Below are 16,195 nucleotides of genomic sequence, written 5' to 3' on the forward strand. Positions count from 1 at the left end.
CTAACTAGGTTAGGGGATAAGAAATAATGGTGCGGTCGGAGAGACTTGAACTCTCACACCTCTCGGCGCCAGAACCTAAATCTGGTGCGTCTACCAATTCCGCCACGACCGCAGCAAAGCTTTCTCTTGTTAAAACGTAAGTTCTAGCGAAGAGTATAGTTATAAAGACATTGGAGAATCTGTATAACGTTGTAGTGGCTGGGCTACCTGGATTCGAACCAGGGAATGCTGGCATCAAAAGCCAGTGCCTTACCGCTTGGCGATAGCCCAACAAAGATTGTTTCAGTGTCAATCACACGTTCTTATCAACTAACTRRGTTAGKGRATAAGAAATAATGGTGCGGTCGGAGAGACTTGAACTCTCACACCTCTCGGCGCCAGAACCTAAATCTGGTGCGTCTACCAATTCCGCCACGACCGCAGCAAAGCTTTTACTCTAGCRAAGAGTATAGTTATAAAGACATTGGAGAATCTGTATAACGTTGTAGTGGCTGGGCTACCTGGATTCGAACCAGGGAATGCTGGCATCAAAAGCCAGTGCCTTACCGCTTGGCGATAGCCCAACAAAGATTGTTTCAGTGTCAATCACACGTTCTTATCAACTAACTAGGTTARGGGATAAGAAATAATGGTGCGGTCGGAGAGACTTGAACTCTCACACCTCTCGGCGCCAGAACCTAAATCTGGTGCGTCTACCAATTCCGCCACGACCGCAGCAAAGCTTTCTCTTGTTAAAACGTAAGTTCTAGCGAAGAGTATAGTTATAAAGACATTGGAGAATCTGTATAACGTTGTATGGTGGCTACTGCGGGATTTGAACCTGCGACCCCATCATTATGAGTGATGTGCTCTAACCAGCTGAGCTAAGTAGCCAAAATAGTGTATAAACACCATCTTTAAATATGGTGCGGTCGGAGAGACTTGAACTCTCACACCTCTCGGCGCCAGAACCTAAATCTGGTGCGTCTACCAATTCCGCCACGACCGCGTTGCTGTTTAATTCAATTAAGAATTCTCTAAGCAAGAGTTTGTAGTCTTCGTCGATAATTGGAAATCAACGAGACGTTGTATGGTGGCTACTGCGGGATTTGAACCTGCGACCCCATCATTATGAGTGATGTGCTCTAACCAGCTGAGCTAAGTAGCCATCTTTTCGAGCGAGACAATATAATCAATCTCACTGCGAGTGTCACCCTCTTTTTCAAGAAAAATTCCACTTTAAAGTGTGGCTGGGCTACCTGGATTCGAACCAGGGAATGCTGGCATCAAAAGCCAGTGCCTTACCGCTTGGCGATAGCCCAACAATGATTCTTGTTCTCTATGTTTGCAGAGCAAACTAACAAGCAATCTAAACATGGTGCGGTCGGAGAGACTTGAACTCTCACACCTCTCGGCGCCAGAACCTAAATCTGGTGCGTCTACCAATTCCGCCACGACCGCAATATTTCCTAAAAACTCATAATGCTAGTTAAACATAAATAAGCGTTTAGGAAATGGTGGCTACTGCGGGATTTGAACCTGCGACCCCATCATTATGAGTGATGTGCTCTAACCAGCTGAGCTAAGTAGCCATTTCCAAATTGTCTTTCCCATCTCGATGTGACTCTCGTTGGGAACGGGGCGCATTATGCGTAGTTGAGCGAAAACCGTCAATAGTTTTTTGTAATAAATCCAGATAAATCTATCGTTCGGTTTCTTTTTGAACAAAGCGCTGTGTTTGTCATCGAAAAGTGGTTGTAAATCAGCATAAACACGAAGGTTAATATTTGATGTACAAAGCGTTAATAACTGTTAAAAACAAAAGAGCCAGTATGAATACTGGCTCTTTAATTACAGTTAATAAGTATGGTTAACTTACTGAATTATACGTTGAAGCGGAAGTGAACAACATCACCATCTTTTACGATGTAATCTTTGCCTTCTAAGCGCCATTTACCTGCTTCTTTTGCGCCGCTTTCACCCGTATATTGAATGAAGTCATCATAACCAACAACTTCAGCTCGAATGAAGCCTTTTTCAAAATCAGTGTGGATCTTTCCTGCCGATTGCGGAGCAGTCGCGCCAATAGGGATTGTCCATGCACGAACTTCTTTTACGCCAGCGGTGAAGTAAGTTTGTAGTGCAAGTAAGTCGTAACCAGAGCGGATCACGCGGTTAAGACCAGGTTCTTCAATCCCCATATCTGCAAGGAACTCTTCACGATCTTCATCATCAAGTTCAGAAAGTTCTGACTCAATAGCAGCACAAACAGCAACAACAACGTTGTTCTCTTTTTCTGCGTACTCACGAACAGCGTCTAAATATGGGTTATTTTCGAAACCATCTTCAGCTACGTTTGCGATGTACATCGTTGGTTTCAGCGTTAGAAAGTTCAAGTAACCAATAGCAGCGACTTCTTCTTTAGCTAGGTCAACCGTACGAGCCATGCCACCTTCAGTAAATACAGGTAGAAGCTTTTCTAATACTGTAATTTCAAACTTAGCATCTTTGTCGCCACCTTTAGCTTTCTTAGCGTTGCGCTGAATAGCACGTTCACAAGAGTCTAAATCAGCAAGAGCCAACTCAAGGTTGATCACTTCAATATCTTCAATCGGTGACACTTTTCCTGATACGTGAATGATGTTCTCGTTCTCAAAACAACGAACAACGTGACCGATAGCGTCAGTTTCACGGATGTTAGCTAGGAACTTGTTACCTAGGCCTTCACCTTTCGATGCACCAGCAACCAGACCTGCGATATCAACAAATTCCATGGTTGTTGGTAGCACTTTTTGAGGATTTACTATTTTAGCAAGCGCATCAAGTCGAAGATCCGGTACCGGTACGATGCCGGTGTTTGGCTCGATAGTACAGAAAGGGAAGTTAGCAGCTTCGATACCTGCTTTAGTAAGTGCATTAAATAGCGTTGATTTACCGACATTTGGCAATCCAACAATGCCACATTTAAAACCCATGATAGTAACCTTATTCTGCTTTGAACGTATGTAAGCGGTTTTGTGCTTTGGTGAGGCCATCTTTTAATAAGATGTCTAAGCAGCGTACGGATTCGTCGACTGCTGCATCTAAGCACTCCTGCTCTTTTGCAGGGGCTTTACCAAGCACATAACCTGAAACTTTGTCTTTATGTCCCGGATGGCCAATACCAACCCGTAAACGATAGAAATCTTTATTATTAGCCAATTTGCTAATGGTGTCTCGTAGACCATTATGGCCACCGTGACCGCCACCTTTTTTGAACTTTGCTACTCCCGGAGGCATATCAAGTTCATCATGAGCGATCATGATCTCTTCTGGCTTAATTTGATAAAACTTAGCTAATGCGCCAACGGCTTTACCTGAAAGGTTCATAAAGGTCGTTGGAATAAGTAGGCGGAGATCTTCACCGTTGATAATAATGCGCCCAGTTAACCCATAAAATTTAGATTCATTTTTTAGGGTAACGTTGTGAACGCGAGCTAGCTCTTCTACAACCCAAGCACCTGCATTATGACGTGTGCGAGTATATTCTGGGCCGGGATTTGCTAGACCAACAAGTAATTTAATTTGCTGACTCAAAGTTTGGATCTCTCTGGATGATCAAAAAGCGCGGTATGATAGCACAGAAAAGAGCCTAGGCTCTATACCCTTCGTACTTGAAGGTGCAGCTTTGTTAACGACGCTTATTCGCCCCAATTACATAGGCTAGCTATGCTCATGGGGCTTCATTCACTTGTCGCCTCACTGCAACTCCAACTACTTTGGCTCTAGCTTGGGCCAGATATAAAAAAAGCACTTCAAATTATGAAGTGCTTAAATCAATTTTTAAGCCAATTACCAGACTGAGCTGTTAATTAATTTAAATAATCTATTAGCTAAACATCGCAGAGATTGACTCTTCGTTGCTGATGCGACGAATCGCTTCAGCAAGCATGCGAGATAGGCTTAGCTCTGTTACTTTACCAGTTGCTAACATCTCTGGAGAAAGAGAGATAGAGTCGGTAACGATAACTTGGTCAAGAACAGAGTTCTTAATGTTTTCTGCAGCAGTACCAGAGAAAACAGCGTGAGTAGCGTAAGCAAATACTCGCTTAGCACCGCGCTCTTTTAGAGCTTCAGCTGCTTTACATAGTGTGCCACCGGTATCGATCATGTCATCAACGATAACACAATCACGACCTTCAACATCGCCAATTAGGTTCATTACTTCAGAAACGTTAGCACGTGGACGGCGCTTATCTACGATAGCGATGTCTACGTCACCTAGCGCTTTAGCTGTTGCACGAGCGCGAACTACACCACCAAGGTCTGGAGAAACAACAACAGGGTTGTCTAGACCACGGTTAGCCATATCTTCAAGAAGCACTGGAGTACCGAAGATGTTATCTACAGGTACATCGAAGAAGCCTTGAATTTGCTCAGCGTGTAGGTCGATAGTCAGAACGCGGTCAACACCAACGTTTGACAGGAAGTCTGCAACAACTTTTGCAGTGATTGGTACACGAGCAGAACGTACACGACGATCTTGACGAGCGTAACCAAAGTATGGGATTACAGCAGTAATACGGCCCGCTGAAGCACGGCGCATTGCGTCAATCATTACCACCAATTCCATTAGGTTGTCATTGGTTGGTGCACAAGTAGATTGAATCAGGAATACATCACTACCACGAACATTTTCGTTAATTTGAACAGCGACTTCGCCGTCAGAAAAACGATCTACAGTAGCATCGCCAAGTGAAATGTATAAACGATCAGCAATACGTTGGGCTAGTTCAGGTGTTGCGTTACCAGCAAATAGCTTCATATCAGGCACGGTGGAAACCTCAGGGTTGCGTCCAGTTTTCAAATAAATTCGGTGTGGGCTGTTTGGTAATCAGCCAAAGTCTCTTTTAAAGGCGAAACATTCCGTCCTTTCGTCACAAAAGCAGAGACGGTGTCAGAGAGTTGATCTAGTACAAGCATAGCTTCTTTTTTGCTACTAAATTCAGCAAAAATACACGAGCCCGTTCCAGTCAATCTCGACGGCGCGTATTGTAGCAGCCATGAAAGTTTTTGATCAACCTCTGGGTACAGCATTCGTACAATTTTTTCGCAATCGTTTCCGTAATTGCCTTCTAGCAGCATTTTTAATGGTCGTTTTGGTGTATCACGAGTCAAATTCTCATGGCGGAATATGTCTATGGTTGCAATGCTCGCTTCCGGTTTAACCACTAAATACCATTTCTCTTCTGGATCGGCTTTCGTCAGTTTCTCACCAACACCTTCTGCAAAAGCCGAAAATCCGCGAACGAAAACCGGTACGTCTGCGCCCAGTTTAAGCCCGATTTCAGCTAATTCATCATCCGATAGGCTAAGTTGCCATAGGTGGTTAAGTGCAACCAGTACCGTTGCCGCATTAGAAGAGCCACCACCAATGCCACCGCCCATAGGAAGAATTTTGTTAATGGCAATCTTTGCACCCAATTCATTGGTTTCATTTGATTTACCTTCGCAATATTGCTTAAGCGCATCTGCGGCTTTCCAAATTAGGTTGTCAGTCGTAGCAACACCTTCAATGGGATTGAGTAGTGTAACTTCACCAGAACGATCGGCCGTGATAGTGAGCTCATCCCCATGCTCTAGAAATTGAAACAACGTTTGTAGTTCGTGATACCCGTTCTCTTTTCGGCCGGTGATATAGAGAAAAAGATTTAATTTGGCAGGGGAAGGCCAATGGGTTTCGGTCGAAATCATGGGGTTAACGTCCACTTTGTAATTACTAAATTGATGCTTGTGTCTTGGTGTATAAGCTTAATTTTATTTGGTAATGGAAGAGTATCGCCTCGGTATTCAACATCTTGGTAGGAGAGGTACTGAAGTTGCCACTGCTGATTTCCAACGCGTTTGGTTAAATAACTGAGGGTATTATTTTCGCTAAGTTGGAATTCGTCTGCCGATGTTGGATTACCCAATAACCAGTCTTGAAGCTGTTCAACGGGAATGGTCAACCCTGTAAGTTGTTCTATCAGTACATCGGCACTAGGGTTGGCTAACGTTTGATTGTCGTAAGTATTAACAATTGCACCGGTTGGGGTCATTGTTAGGTTTAATACTGTCTGCCCAATAAAGGTTGTCATACGTAATTGCCCATGTTCTGGGCTGTGCTTCCACTGGAAATTTAGAGATTGTCGCTGTTCTGGCGAAATATAGCCGAGTTTTCCAGCTGCTTGATATTGGGTAATGGAATCAAGCTTAACTTGATGAGCTTGCCACTCGACACTGGTTTGACTTTCAGGGAGCGTTGAACAACCAGCAAGAAATAAAATTGGGATAACAAAAGAGAGAAGTTGACGAAAGTTAATCATAACTGGCTGCGCTTTGTACAATTATCAGTGGTTAATAGCGATAACTATATCATTGATATCACGAAGTCAGTAAAACAAATGGACGTGACTCTTTTAATAACGAAAGGCATCAAGTAAAATTCCGACCTTATTTGTATTTCCATCATTCTGAGAACTTTCTATACATGTCTTTGCTTGTTATTGGTATCAATCACAATACGGCGTCAGTTGAATTGCGAGAAAAAGTAGCTTTTGGTCCAGATAAACTATCTGAAGCTTTAAAGCAACTAGAAGCAAATTCAAACGTAAATGGTAGTGTTATCCTATCTACCTGCAATCGTACTGAGATCTATTGTGATACAAAAACCGCTGCCAAAAGCAAAGTTATCGATTGGTTAACACAATTTCACAGTGTTAGCCCAGAAGAGCTTAAACCCAGTATTTACGTTTATGAAGAGCAAGCCGCAATACGCCATTTAATGCGTGTTTCTTGCGGATTGGACTCTCTCGTTCTTGGCGAACCGCAAATACTCGGTCAGGTTAAGCAAGCTTACTCAGATGCACGAGACGCTAAATCCGTCAACGCGGCTGCAGAAAAGCTTTTTCAGAAAACGTTCTCAGTAGCCAAGCGTGTCCGAACAGAAACTGAGATTGGTGGTAGTGCCGTCTCTGTGGCATACGCTGCGTGTACGTTGGCAAAACATATTTTCGAATCGATAGCGGACTCTACTGTATTATTAGTAGGTGCCGGTGAGACGATTGAGTTGGTGGCTAAACACTTAGCAAGCAATGGGTGCACGAAAATTATTGTGGCTAACCGAACTCGAGAAAGAGCGCTTGGTCTTGCACAGCAATTTGGTGCTCATGTCATCAGTTTAGAAGAGATTCCAAATCACTTAGCAAAAGCCGATATCGTGATTAGTTCAACCGCTAGCCCGCTACCTATTATCGGCAAAGGGATGGTAGAAACTGCGTTAAAAGCCCGTAAGAATCAGCCTATATTGCTCGTCGATATTGCCGTTCCGAGAGATATTGAGTCTCAAGTAGGCGATCTTAATGACGCTTATCTATATACTGTCGACGATCTACAGTCGATTGTTGATAGCAATATTGAGCAACGAAAAGTGGAAGCGATACAAGCTGAAGCGATTGTTAGCGAAGAAAGCGCTTCATTTATGACTTGGCTTCGTTCATTGCAGGCTGTTGATAGTATAAGAGAATATCGTAAATCCTCTAATGAAATACGAGAGGAGTTGCTAGCGAAAAGCCTTCAATCGCTCCTCGCTGGTGGTGAGCCTGAAAAGGTGATACTTGAGCTAAGTAATAAGCTAACAAATAGATTAATCCATGCCCCCACTCGCGCATTGCAAAGTGCAGCAGAGCAAGGTGAACCGGCAAAACTGGCGGTTATAAGGCAAAGTTTAGGGCTTGATGAACTTAAATAATCATCGCTCAAATAGAAAAGAACGAATACATCATTTTTATATAGAAGGTCACTCAATTAGTGACCTTTGTAACCTAAGAAAAGAATTATGAAAGCATCGATTTTAGTAAAGCTTGAAACTCTTGTTGAACGCTATGAAGAAGTTCAACACCTACTTGGTGATCCTGACGTTATTGGTGACCAAAATAAATTCCGTGCTCTTTCTCGTGAGTACTCGCAGCTTGAAGAAGTCACTCTGTGTTTCCAAGCTTATCAGCAAGCTCAAGAAGATCTAGAAGCAGCTGAAGAGATGGCCAAAGAAGACGATGCTGAAATGCGTGAAATGGCGCAAGAAGAGATAAAAGAAGCCAAAGAGACGATCGAACGTTTAACGGATGAACTGCAGATTCTACTTCTACCAAAAGATCCAAACGACGAGCGTAACTGCTTCTTAGAAATTCGTGCCGGTGCTGGTGGTGATGAAGCGGGTATTTTTGCTGGTAACCTATTCCGTATGTACTCGAAGTTTGCCGAGAAGAAAGGCTGGCGCGTTGAAGTCATGAGCTGCAACCAGTCTGAGCAAGGCGGCTACAAAGAGATGATCGCTAAGGTCAGTGGCGAAGCCGTTTACGGTACAATGAAATTCGAATCGGGTGGTCACCGTGTACAGCGCGTACCTGAAACGGAATCTCAAGGTCGTGTTCATACCTCTGCGTGTACGGTTGCTGTTATGGCTGAAGTTCCAGAAGCGGATCTTCCTGAGATTAAAGCCGCGGACCTAAAAATTGATACTTTCCGTGCCTCTGGTGCAGGTGGTCAGCACGTCAACACCACTGACTCCGCAATCCGTATTACTCACTTACCAACGGGAACAGTTGTTGAGTGTCAAGATGAGCGTTCACAGCATAAGAACAAAGCAAAAGCGATGACTGTTCTTGCTGCTCGTATTGTTCAAGCTGAAGAAGCACGCCGTGCGGCTGAAGTATCTGATACTCGTCGTAACCTTCTAGGTTCGGGTGACCGTAGTGACCGTATTCGTACTTACAACTACCCACAAGGCCGCGTATCTGATCACCGTATTAACTTAACGTTGTACCGCCTAGCAGAAGTGCTTGAAGGTGATTTACAAAGCCTTGTTGAGCCGGTAATTCAAGAGCACCAGGCGGATCAATTAGCCGCACTTGCTGACAATAACTAGTTCGTAGCAGATAGGTTAGTATCAGATAGTGTCGACTGTTGAACAAACTATAAAGAGCGCTACAAGCGCTCTTGTCCAGAGCGGCAGTGAATCGCCGTCTCTAGATGCCGCCGTTTTGTTGTGCCATTCATTAAATAAACCTCGTTCATTCTTGTTCACCTGGCCTGATAAAGTTCTGAGTGAACAGGATTTAAGTAACTTTCATCTGTTATTGGAACGTCGTTTATCCGGTGAGCCTATTGCCTATATCGTAGGTGAACGGGAATTTTGGTCCTTGCCACTAAAAGTTTCACCCACCACTCTAATTCCTCGCCCTGATACTGAGCGCCTTGTTGAGATTGCACTTGATAAATCCGCAGAGCAATCGGGTGCAATTTTAGATCTTGGAACCGGCACGGGCGCCATTGCCTTGGCTCTATCGTCTGAAATGCCAACCAGACGTGTGGTCGGTATCGACCTTATGCAAGATGCTCAAGCGCTTGCAACAGATAATGCAAAATCTCTAGGTATCACAAATGCTCAATTTCTATCTGGAAGTTGGTTTGCGCCGCTTGAAGATGGAACAAAGTTTGCTTTGATTGTTTCCAATCCTCCTTACATTGACGAAACCGACCCTCACCTTTCCCAAGGAGATGTTCGTTTTGAACCAATGAGTGCGTTGGTTGCCAAAGAAAATGGTTTAGCAGATATACGTTACATATCAGAGCATGCGATTCAATTTCTAGAACATGATGGCTGGCTTATGTTTGAGCACGGTTTTGAGCAAGGTGCTGATGTAAGAGAAATTTTAACGGTACTGGGTTACCAGCATGTCGTTACAGAAAAAGATTACGGAAATAACGATCGAGTTACTCTCGGTCAATGGAAGATAAACAAATAAGAGAGTAGTAAATGTACGAAGGAATTAAACATTTTCACATGCTGACAATCGCGTTAAGCGCAACGCTATTGTCGGTTCGTTATGGCTTGATGATGGCCGATTCAAAGTTAGTTAATAACAAAGTGTTAAAAGTGTTCCCACATATTAATGATACGTTGTTGCTACTATCCGGCTTCGGACTCATCTACGTCACCGGTTTTATGCCATTTACCCCTGAAGGTGCTTGGTTGACGGAAAAAATTACCTGTATTTTGGCTTACATCGCTCTGGGCTTTTTCGCACTAAAACTAGGCCGTAATAAATTACTAAGAACATTTTCATTCTTTGGCGCTCTCGGTTGGTTGATTATGGCAGCTAAAGTAGCAATGACTAAAACGCCAATTTTTATGTAATAAAGAGGTATATGAGCTTTGGGTTTCCGATGATCTAAAAGCTCACCAAGTAAAAAGACACCCATGATCTAAATACTTTTGAAGAGAGTGCGAAGTATAGATTTAAATCCTCATGGGTAGCCTAGTTGATGAATTTATTTTATCGACATAACGACAAGATAGGTAAAGGCAATAGTTGATGTTGGAACTGTTTGACGAAGATTTTGATTCAATGGAATTAGCGGAAGGAGCATTAATGCTCAATAAAGCCGTAGATCCAGAAACAGAGAAAAAGTGGGCGGAGAACGAGCTTGAACGCTTATTCGCAGAAGCTGAACAGACTCTTTGCCATGAAGTCGATGAAAAGCAGAAGTTCGAGTCTTTTTTACGATTGTTCTATCAAGAGTGGGGCTTTCAAGGCGATAAAGACGCTTACTTTAATTCAAATAATGCTTTTATGGATAAAGTACTGGAGCGCCGTAAAGGCATTCCCGTCAGCTTAGGCGCGTTAGTTTTATATTTGGGTCGAAAACTCGGATTTCCTGTTGAGGGTGTTACTTTTCCAACTCAGTTTATTATTAAGCTGACATGGGAGGGCGAAAAGCCACTGTATGTTAACCCATTTAATGGCGAGTACGTGTCATTGCATACGCTAACATCTTGGCTAATTGGCCAAGAAGGGCCTCTGGCGACACTTAAATCAAAGGATTTAGATGTTGCGGATAACCCAACGGTTATTGGTCGTTGGCTTGCGCTACTAAAAAGCTCTCTATTGAGAGAGGAGCGCTATACTTTGGCATTGCAGTGTTCCAATTTGGCCTTAACGTTTGTTCCTGATGATCCGTATGAAATTCGAGATCGTGGTTTTATCTATCAACAGCTCGACTGTCATCAAATCGCCTCAACGGATTTTCAGTATTTTGTGGATCAATGCCCTGATGACCCTGCGTCGGAATTACTCAAAAACCAAATCAGTGCCATGAATGAAACGACGGTTGTCGTACATTGATGTATAAAAACAGATGCATCAAGCTGTAAAGAATTAACTAATCTAAAAATATAGAGCCTCGGGCCATAACGATATAGAGAGATTAAAATGGAACAAAAAATAGTTAATATTGGTGATATCCCAGTAGCTAACGATAAGCCATTTACTTTGTTTGCTGGAATGAATGTTTTAGAGTCTCGTGATCTTGCGATGCAGATATGTGAGCACTATGTAAAAGTCACTGAAAAACTTGGTATCCCATACGTATTTAAAGCGTCTTTTGATAAAGCGAACCGTAGCTCAGTACACTCTTACCGTGGGCCTGGCCTTGATGAAGGGATGAAGATCTTTCAAGAGCTAAAAGACACGTTCGGTGTAAAAATCATTACTGATATTCATACGGAAGCTCAAGCTCAAGTCGTGGCTGACGTTGTTGATGTCATTCAACTCCCTGCATTTCTTGCACGTCAAACAGACCTTGTTGAAGCGATGGCGAAAACAGGCGCTGTGATTAACGTTAAGAAACCGCAATTTATGAGCCCTAATCAAGTAGGTAACATCGTAGATAAGTTTGCGGAATGCGGTAATGAGAACATCATCTTATGTGAACGCGGCTCATGCATGGGCTATGACAACCTTGTTGTCGATATGCTTGGATTTGGCGTGATGAAGAAGTCATCGAACGGCAGCCCAATCATTTTTGATGTGACACACTCACTTCAAATGCGTGATCCTTCTGGTGCTGCATCTGGTGGCCGTCGTGAGCAAACAGTGGAATTAGCTAAAGCAGGATTGGCAACGGGCATTGCAGGCCTATTTATTGAAGCGCATCCAAATCCAGATAAAGCTATGTGCGACGGTCCATCTGCACTGCCGCTTGATAAGCTAGAACCTTTCTTAGCTCAAATGAAAGTACTTGATGATGTAATCAAAGGCTTTGATGCTATTGATATCAAATAGCTATTTACTTCATAGCTAATACTAAGACCAGCGTTTTGCTGGTCTTTTTTATGTCTTTTTCCCTATCTTGTTCCCCCTGCTTTTCCATATTAATGTTCGACTTCACAGTAAAACGTTTGCTTGTGATCCATTGAAATTTGATATGAAAACATCTCTCGTCGTTACAGTTTATTCACGAAAAATAAGTGATCTAGTAGACATAAATATGAAATCAACGTGTTAGGTTTGCTGTGTTAACTTAAACTAGTTCAAGTTTTATTGAGCTATAGGCACTTAAACTCCGGTGATGTCTATTCTCTATAGGTCAATATTTAACGCAGTGGATCCCCCAACAGTTCAAAGGTATGACAATGAAGCAAGGCCTAATTCTAAAAACGACGCTAACCGCAGCGATTCTTGCCACTCTAGCGGGTTGTGCAACTCAACCTGCCCATGAATGGGATGAAGATACGACATATAAACTGACTGTTTTGCATACAAATGACCACCATGGTCGTTTTTGGCAAAATAAATACGGCGAGTATGGTATGGCTGCTCGTAAAACACTTATTGATGAGTTACGTGAAGAAATTCGTGCTGAAGGCGGCAGTGTAATGCTTCTTTCTGGTGGTGATATCAACACTGGCGTACCTGAGTCTGATCTGCAAGATGCAGAACCTGACTTTAAGGGCATGAACAAAATCGGTTACGACGCAATGGCGTTAGGTAATCACGAATTTGATAACTCTCTTGATGTATTAGCTAAGCAAATTGATTGGGCCAACTTCCCAATGCTTTCTGCCAACATTTACGATAAAGCGACGGGTGAACGTAAATTCCAAGCTTACGAAATGTTCAAAAAGCAGGGCATTAAGATTGCCGTTATAGGTCTTACTACAGAAGATACAGCGAAGATTGGTAACCCTGAGTTTATTGCTGGTATCGACTTCCGCGACCCTAAAGAAGAAGCGAAGAAGCTAATTGCTGAGCTGGAAGAAACTGAAAAACCTGATTTAATCTTTGCAGTGACACACATGGGTCACTACGAAGATGGAAAGCGTGGCATTAACGCACCGGGTGATGTTGCGCTTGCTCGTTACCTAGACGAAGGTTCACTTGATATGATCGTTGGTGGCCACTCTCAAGAGCCTGTTTGTATGGAAGCGCCAAACGTCGTTACTAAGAAATTCAAACCAAGTGACGAGTGTAAGCCAGATGTACAAAACGGTACTTACATTGTTCAAGCTCATGAGTGGGGTAAGTACGTAGGCCGTGCTGATTATGAGTTCCGCAATGGTGAACTTGAGATGGTGAGCTACGACCTAATTCCAGTTAACTTGAAGAAGAAAGTAAAAGTTGATGGTAAGAAGACTCGTGTTCTTATCGAAGACGAAATTGCACAAGACCAAGAACTGCTTGAATTCCTACGCCCTTATCAAGAGCAAGGTCAAGCGCAACTAATGGAAAAAATCGGTGAGATCAACGGTAAGCTTGAAGGTGATCGTAACGTTGTTCGATTCCAACAAACTAATATGGGCCGCTTAATTGCGACAGCACACATGGAGCGCGCACAAGCAGATTTCGCTGTGATGAACTCTGGTGGCGTTCGTGACTCAATTGAATACGGTGATGTAACTTATAAAGACGTACTTATCGTGCAGCCTTTTGCTAATATCCTAACGTACACAGACATGTCAGGCGCTGAGGTCATTGATTACTTGAACGTTGTTGCAACAAAACCGGTTGATTCTGGCGCATACGCTCAGTTTGCTGGTATTTCAATGACGGTTTCTGGTGGTGAAGTATCAAATGTCTTTATCGGTGGCAAGCAGCTACGTTTAGATGAAACTTACCGCTTCACAGTGCCAAGCTACAATGCCGCTGGTGGTGATGGTTACCCTAAACTGAGTGCACACCCTGGCTACGTAAACACAGGCTTTGTGGATGCTGAAGTACTGAAAGACTACATTGAAGCGAATAGCCCACTTGACGTAAACCTATACGCACCTTCAGGTGAGATGGTTTATAAGTAAGTTTGTTTAAAGTGAAGCAAGCTGAACGTTAAATTATCAGTTTGAATTCAATAAGAGAGCGGTGCACATTGTGCGCCGCTTTTGTTTTTAGGGAATCTATGTTTTATTAAGTTAATTGATATTGGTTTTGAATGATGGCTAAGGAAAGAGACGTGACCCCAGCGATTGACTGTGCGAAGAAAAATAAGATACCCCACACGATTCATCAGTATGACCATGATCCCCGAGCCACTAGTTTCGGTATGGAAGCGGCTGAGGTATTGGGCCAAGACCCCAATAAGGTATTTAAAACACTACTGTTTTGTTTGAATGGTGAGCCTAAAAATCTGGCAGTTGCGATTATTCCGGTTGCTCATAAATTGAACCTTAAGTTGGCCGCCAAAGTTGCAAAAGCCAAGAAAGCGAATATGGCCGATGCAATTATTGCTCAAAAAATAACAGGTTATGTTGTGGGTGGAATTAGCCCTCTTGGGCAAAAAAAGCGGCTTCCCACTTTTATTCATCAAAGCGCAACTGAGTTAAGCACAATCTGTGTTAGTGCAGGGAAGAGAGGCCTAGAGATCGAATTGTCTGCGGCGGATTTGGCTAAATTAACCAATGCAAACTTTGCTTGTTTGTGCGATTAGGTCTCGTACTTTGGTTATTAATAGAGATGAATACTAGAGCGGCAAGAACCACTTAGGTTCTTGCCGCTTTTTAATTACTTGTCAATGAACTCAATTCATTCTATTTGGAGTCTTCTTCCATCTGAGCATTGTCAACAACGTGATTCTCACCCAAATCGTGCGGCAGGATAAGGTTAAGCACGATAGCAACGATACCACATAGGCTGACGCCTTGAAGGCTGAATTCGCCAATACCAAATGCCATGCCACCGATACCAAAAACAAGGGTCACAGCAACAATCACTAGATTACGTGATTTGTGTAGATCAACGTTATTCTTAATGAGAGTATTCAGGCCTACTGTTGCTATTGAGCCAAACAGTAGAATCATTATTCCGCCCATAACTGGTACTGGAATTGTTTGAAGTAGTGCACCAAGTTTACCAACCAGAGCAAGAACAATTGCGGTAACTGCAGCCCATGTCATGATGACTGGGTTAAATGCTTTAGTCAGCATAACGGCGCCAGTCACTTCACTGTAGGTTGTATTTGGTGGAGCACCCATCATTGAAGCGGCAATGGTTGCCACCCCGTCACCCGCGATAGTGCGGTGAAGACCGGGTTTCTTTAGGTAATCTTTTTTGGTTACATTTGAAATAGCTAACATATCGCCAACGTGTTCAACCGCAGGTGCTATGGCGACAGGAATCATAAATAGAATTGCGTTGATGTTGAATTCTGGCGTAGTAAAGTTTGGCATCGCAAGCCAAGCAGCTTGTGCTACAGGCGTGAAATCAACAACACCAAAGTAGAGGCTAAGTGCGTATCCAGCCATAATACCACCACATATTGGCAGTAACTTAAGGAATCCTTTAGCAAAAACACTGATTGCAATGGTAACGATAAGAGCAACACTTGATATCCAAAGAGAAGCTGTGCCATCAATTAATTGAATGCTGCCATCCCCTGTTTTTCCTAGCGCCATATTAACGGCAACTGGAGCCAAGCCTAAGCCGATAACAATAATCACGGGGCCAACAACAACAGGTGGAAGAAGCTTATGAATAATCTCAACGCCTCGAATCTTAATGACTACGCCCATCAGAACATAAACAACACCAGCGGCCATTAGACCACCCATCGTTGCACCAATGCCCCACGTCTGAACACCAAACATAATCGGTGCAATGAATGCAAAAGATGACGCTAAGAAAATTGGTACTGAGCGACGCGTGATCACCTGAAATATTAGGGTACCGACGCCTGCGCCAAACAAAGCAACGTTAGGATCAAGCCCAGTGAGTAGTGGGACAAGTACTAGTGCACCAAAGGCGACAAAAAGCATTTGTGCACCTTGAATTGCATTCATCATGGTAAGTTCCTGTTTACAAAATGTCATGAGTGAAAAAGAGATGTTAAAAAAAACGATGGGATTTTATCACTAACGAAAACGTTT

Annotated in this window: 14 protein-coding genes and 11 tRNA genes; 8 read left to right on the forward strand and 17 right to left on the reverse strand. The window is 43.1% G+C overall.

The features are described 5' to 3' along the window. Positions 1-27: 27 nt before the first annotated feature. The 16 genes from L4C54_RS09145 to lolB all read right to left on the reverse strand — a co-directional run bounded on the left by L4C54_RS09145 (position 28) and on the right by lolB (position 6,323). Positions 28-112 (reverse strand) — tRNA-Leu (locus tag L4C54_RS09145). A gap of 83 nt (positions 113-195) precedes the next feature. After that, a tRNA-Gln gene (locus tag L4C54_RS09150) sits at positions 196-270 on the reverse strand. 66 nt (positions 271-336) lie between these two features. Then, positions 337-421 (reverse strand) — tRNA-Leu (locus L4C54_RS09155). A 67-nt stretch (positions 422-488) separates the two neighbouring features. After that, a tRNA-Gln gene (locus L4C54_RS09160) sits at positions 489-563 on the reverse strand. A 66-nt stretch (positions 564-629) separates the two neighbouring features. Next, positions 630-714, reverse strand: a tRNA-Leu gene (locus L4C54_RS09165). A gap of 82 nt (positions 715-796) precedes the next feature. After that, positions 797-873, reverse strand: a tRNA-Met gene (locus L4C54_RS09170). 30 nt (positions 874-903) lie between these two features. Further along, positions 904-988, reverse strand: a tRNA-Leu gene (locus L4C54_RS09175). A gap of 82 nt (positions 989-1,070) precedes the next feature. Beyond that, a tRNA-Met gene (locus L4C54_RS09180) sits at positions 1,071-1,147 on the reverse strand. A gap of 79 nt (positions 1,148-1,226) precedes the next feature. Then, positions 1,227-1,301, reverse strand: a tRNA-Gln gene (locus tag L4C54_RS09185). Positions 1,302-1,355: 54 nt separating this feature from the next. Beyond that, positions 1,356-1,440, reverse strand: a tRNA-Leu gene (locus L4C54_RS09190). Between the two features lie 54 nt (positions 1,441-1,494). Continuing rightward, positions 1,495-1,571: transfer RNA gene (locus tag L4C54_RS09195), tRNA-Met, on the reverse strand. A 291-nt stretch (positions 1,572-1,862) separates the two neighbouring features. Continuing rightward, complete coding sequence (ychF, locus tag L4C54_RS09200) at positions 1,863-2,954, reverse strand: redox-regulated ATPase YchF (protein ID WP_428800864.1); 1,092 nt, start codon at positions 2,952-2,954, stop codon at positions 1,863-1,865. A 10-nt stretch (positions 2,955-2,964) separates the two neighbouring features. Beyond that, positions 2,965-3,555 (reverse strand): aminoacyl-tRNA hydrolase, encoded by a 591-nt coding sequence (gene pth, locus L4C54_RS09205; RefSeq protein WP_428807969.1) that lies wholly within the window; start codon positions 3,553-3,555, stop codon positions 2,965-2,967. 292 nt (positions 3,556-3,847) lie between these two features. Next, positions 3,848-4,792 carry a ribose-phosphate pyrophosphokinase gene (locus L4C54_RS09210; protein ID WP_428800862.1) on the reverse strand — a complete coding sequence of 315 codons (945 nt, stop codon included), beginning with the start codon at positions 4,790-4,792 and terminating at the stop codon, positions 3,848-3,850. Positions 4,793-4,821: 29 nt separating this feature from the next. Next, positions 4,822-5,712, reverse strand: a complete 891-nt coding sequence (gene ispE / locus L4C54_RS09215; protein WP_428807970.1) for a 4-(cytidine 5'-diphospho)-2-C-methyl-D-erythritol kinase — start codon at positions 5,710-5,712, stop codon at positions 4,822-4,824. Then, on the reverse strand, positions 5,709-6,323 hold the full coding sequence (lolB, locus tag L4C54_RS09220) for a lipoprotein insertase outer membrane protein LolB (RefSeq protein WP_428807971.1): 615 nt from the start codon (positions 6,321-6,323) through the stop codon (positions 5,709-5,711). Before lolB ends, ispE begins: the two co-directional genes overlap by 4 nt. Before the next feature lie 164 nt (positions 6,324-6,487). Here lolB and hemA point away from each other — a divergent pair, with 164 nt between their 5' ends. The 8 genes from hemA (at position 6,488) to ybaK (ending at position 14,760) form a co-directional block, all read left to right on the forward strand. Beyond that, positions 6,488-7,747, forward strand: a complete 1,260-nt coding sequence (gene hemA / locus L4C54_RS09225; protein ID WP_428800859.1) for a glutamyl-tRNA reductase — start codon at positions 6,488-6,490, stop codon at positions 7,745-7,747. An 87-nt stretch (positions 7,748-7,834) separates the two neighbouring features. Further along, positions 7,835-8,923: a peptide chain release factor 1 gene (gene prfA, locus L4C54_RS09230; protein ID WP_428800858.1), complete on the forward strand. Its 1,089-nt coding sequence runs from the start codon at positions 7,835-7,837 to the stop codon at positions 8,921-8,923. A 28-nt stretch (positions 8,924-8,951) separates the two neighbouring features. Further along, complete coding sequence (prmC, locus tag L4C54_RS09235; protein WP_428807972.1) at positions 8,952-9,803, forward strand: peptide chain release factor N(5)-glutamine methyltransferase; 852 nt, start codon at positions 8,952-8,954, stop codon at positions 9,801-9,803. A gap of 11 nt (positions 9,804-9,814) precedes the next feature. Then, positions 9,815-10,195, forward strand: coding sequence for a SirB2 family protein (locus L4C54_RS09240; protein WP_428800856.1), 381 nt, complete (start codon positions 9,815-9,817; stop codon positions 10,193-10,195). Positions 10,196-10,373: 178 nt separating this feature from the next. Beyond that, positions 10,374-11,183: a SirB1 family protein gene (locus tag L4C54_RS09245; RefSeq protein ID WP_428800855.1), complete on the forward strand. Its 810-nt coding sequence runs from the start codon at positions 10,374-10,376 to the stop codon at positions 11,181-11,183. 87 nt (positions 11,184-11,270) lie between these two features. After that, positions 11,271-12,122 (forward strand): 3-deoxy-8-phosphooctulonate synthase, encoded by an 852-nt coding sequence (gene kdsA / locus L4C54_RS09250; protein ID WP_428800854.1) that lies wholly within the window; start codon positions 11,271-11,273, stop codon positions 12,120-12,122. 350 nt (positions 12,123-12,472) lie between these two features. After that, entirely contained in the window at positions 12,473-14,134 is a 1,662-nt protein-coding gene (ushA, locus tag L4C54_RS09255; protein ID WP_428800853.1) for a bifunctional UDP-sugar hydrolase/5'-nucleotidase UshA, read from the forward strand. A gap of 152 nt (positions 14,135-14,286) precedes the next feature. Further along, positions 14,287-14,760, forward strand: coding sequence for a Cys-tRNA(Pro) deacylase (ybaK, locus tag L4C54_RS09260; RefSeq protein WP_428807973.1), 474 nt, complete (start codon positions 14,287-14,289; stop codon positions 14,758-14,760). Positions 14,761-14,860: 100 nt separating this feature from the next. Here the strand turns inward: ybaK and L4C54_RS09265 are convergent, their stop codons facing one another. After that, a complete protein-coding gene (locus tag L4C54_RS09265) occupies positions 14,861-16,111 on the reverse strand; it encodes a uracil-xanthine permease family protein (RefSeq protein ID WP_428807974.1) in 1,251 nt (416 codons plus the stop codon). Positions 16,112-16,195: the final 84 nt, after the last annotated feature.

It is taken from the genome of Vibrio lamellibrachiae, assembly GCF_050337265.1.
Taxonomy (GTDB): Bacteria; Pseudomonadota; Gammaproteobacteria; order Enterobacterales; family Vibrionaceae; genus Vibrio; species Vibrio kyushuensis.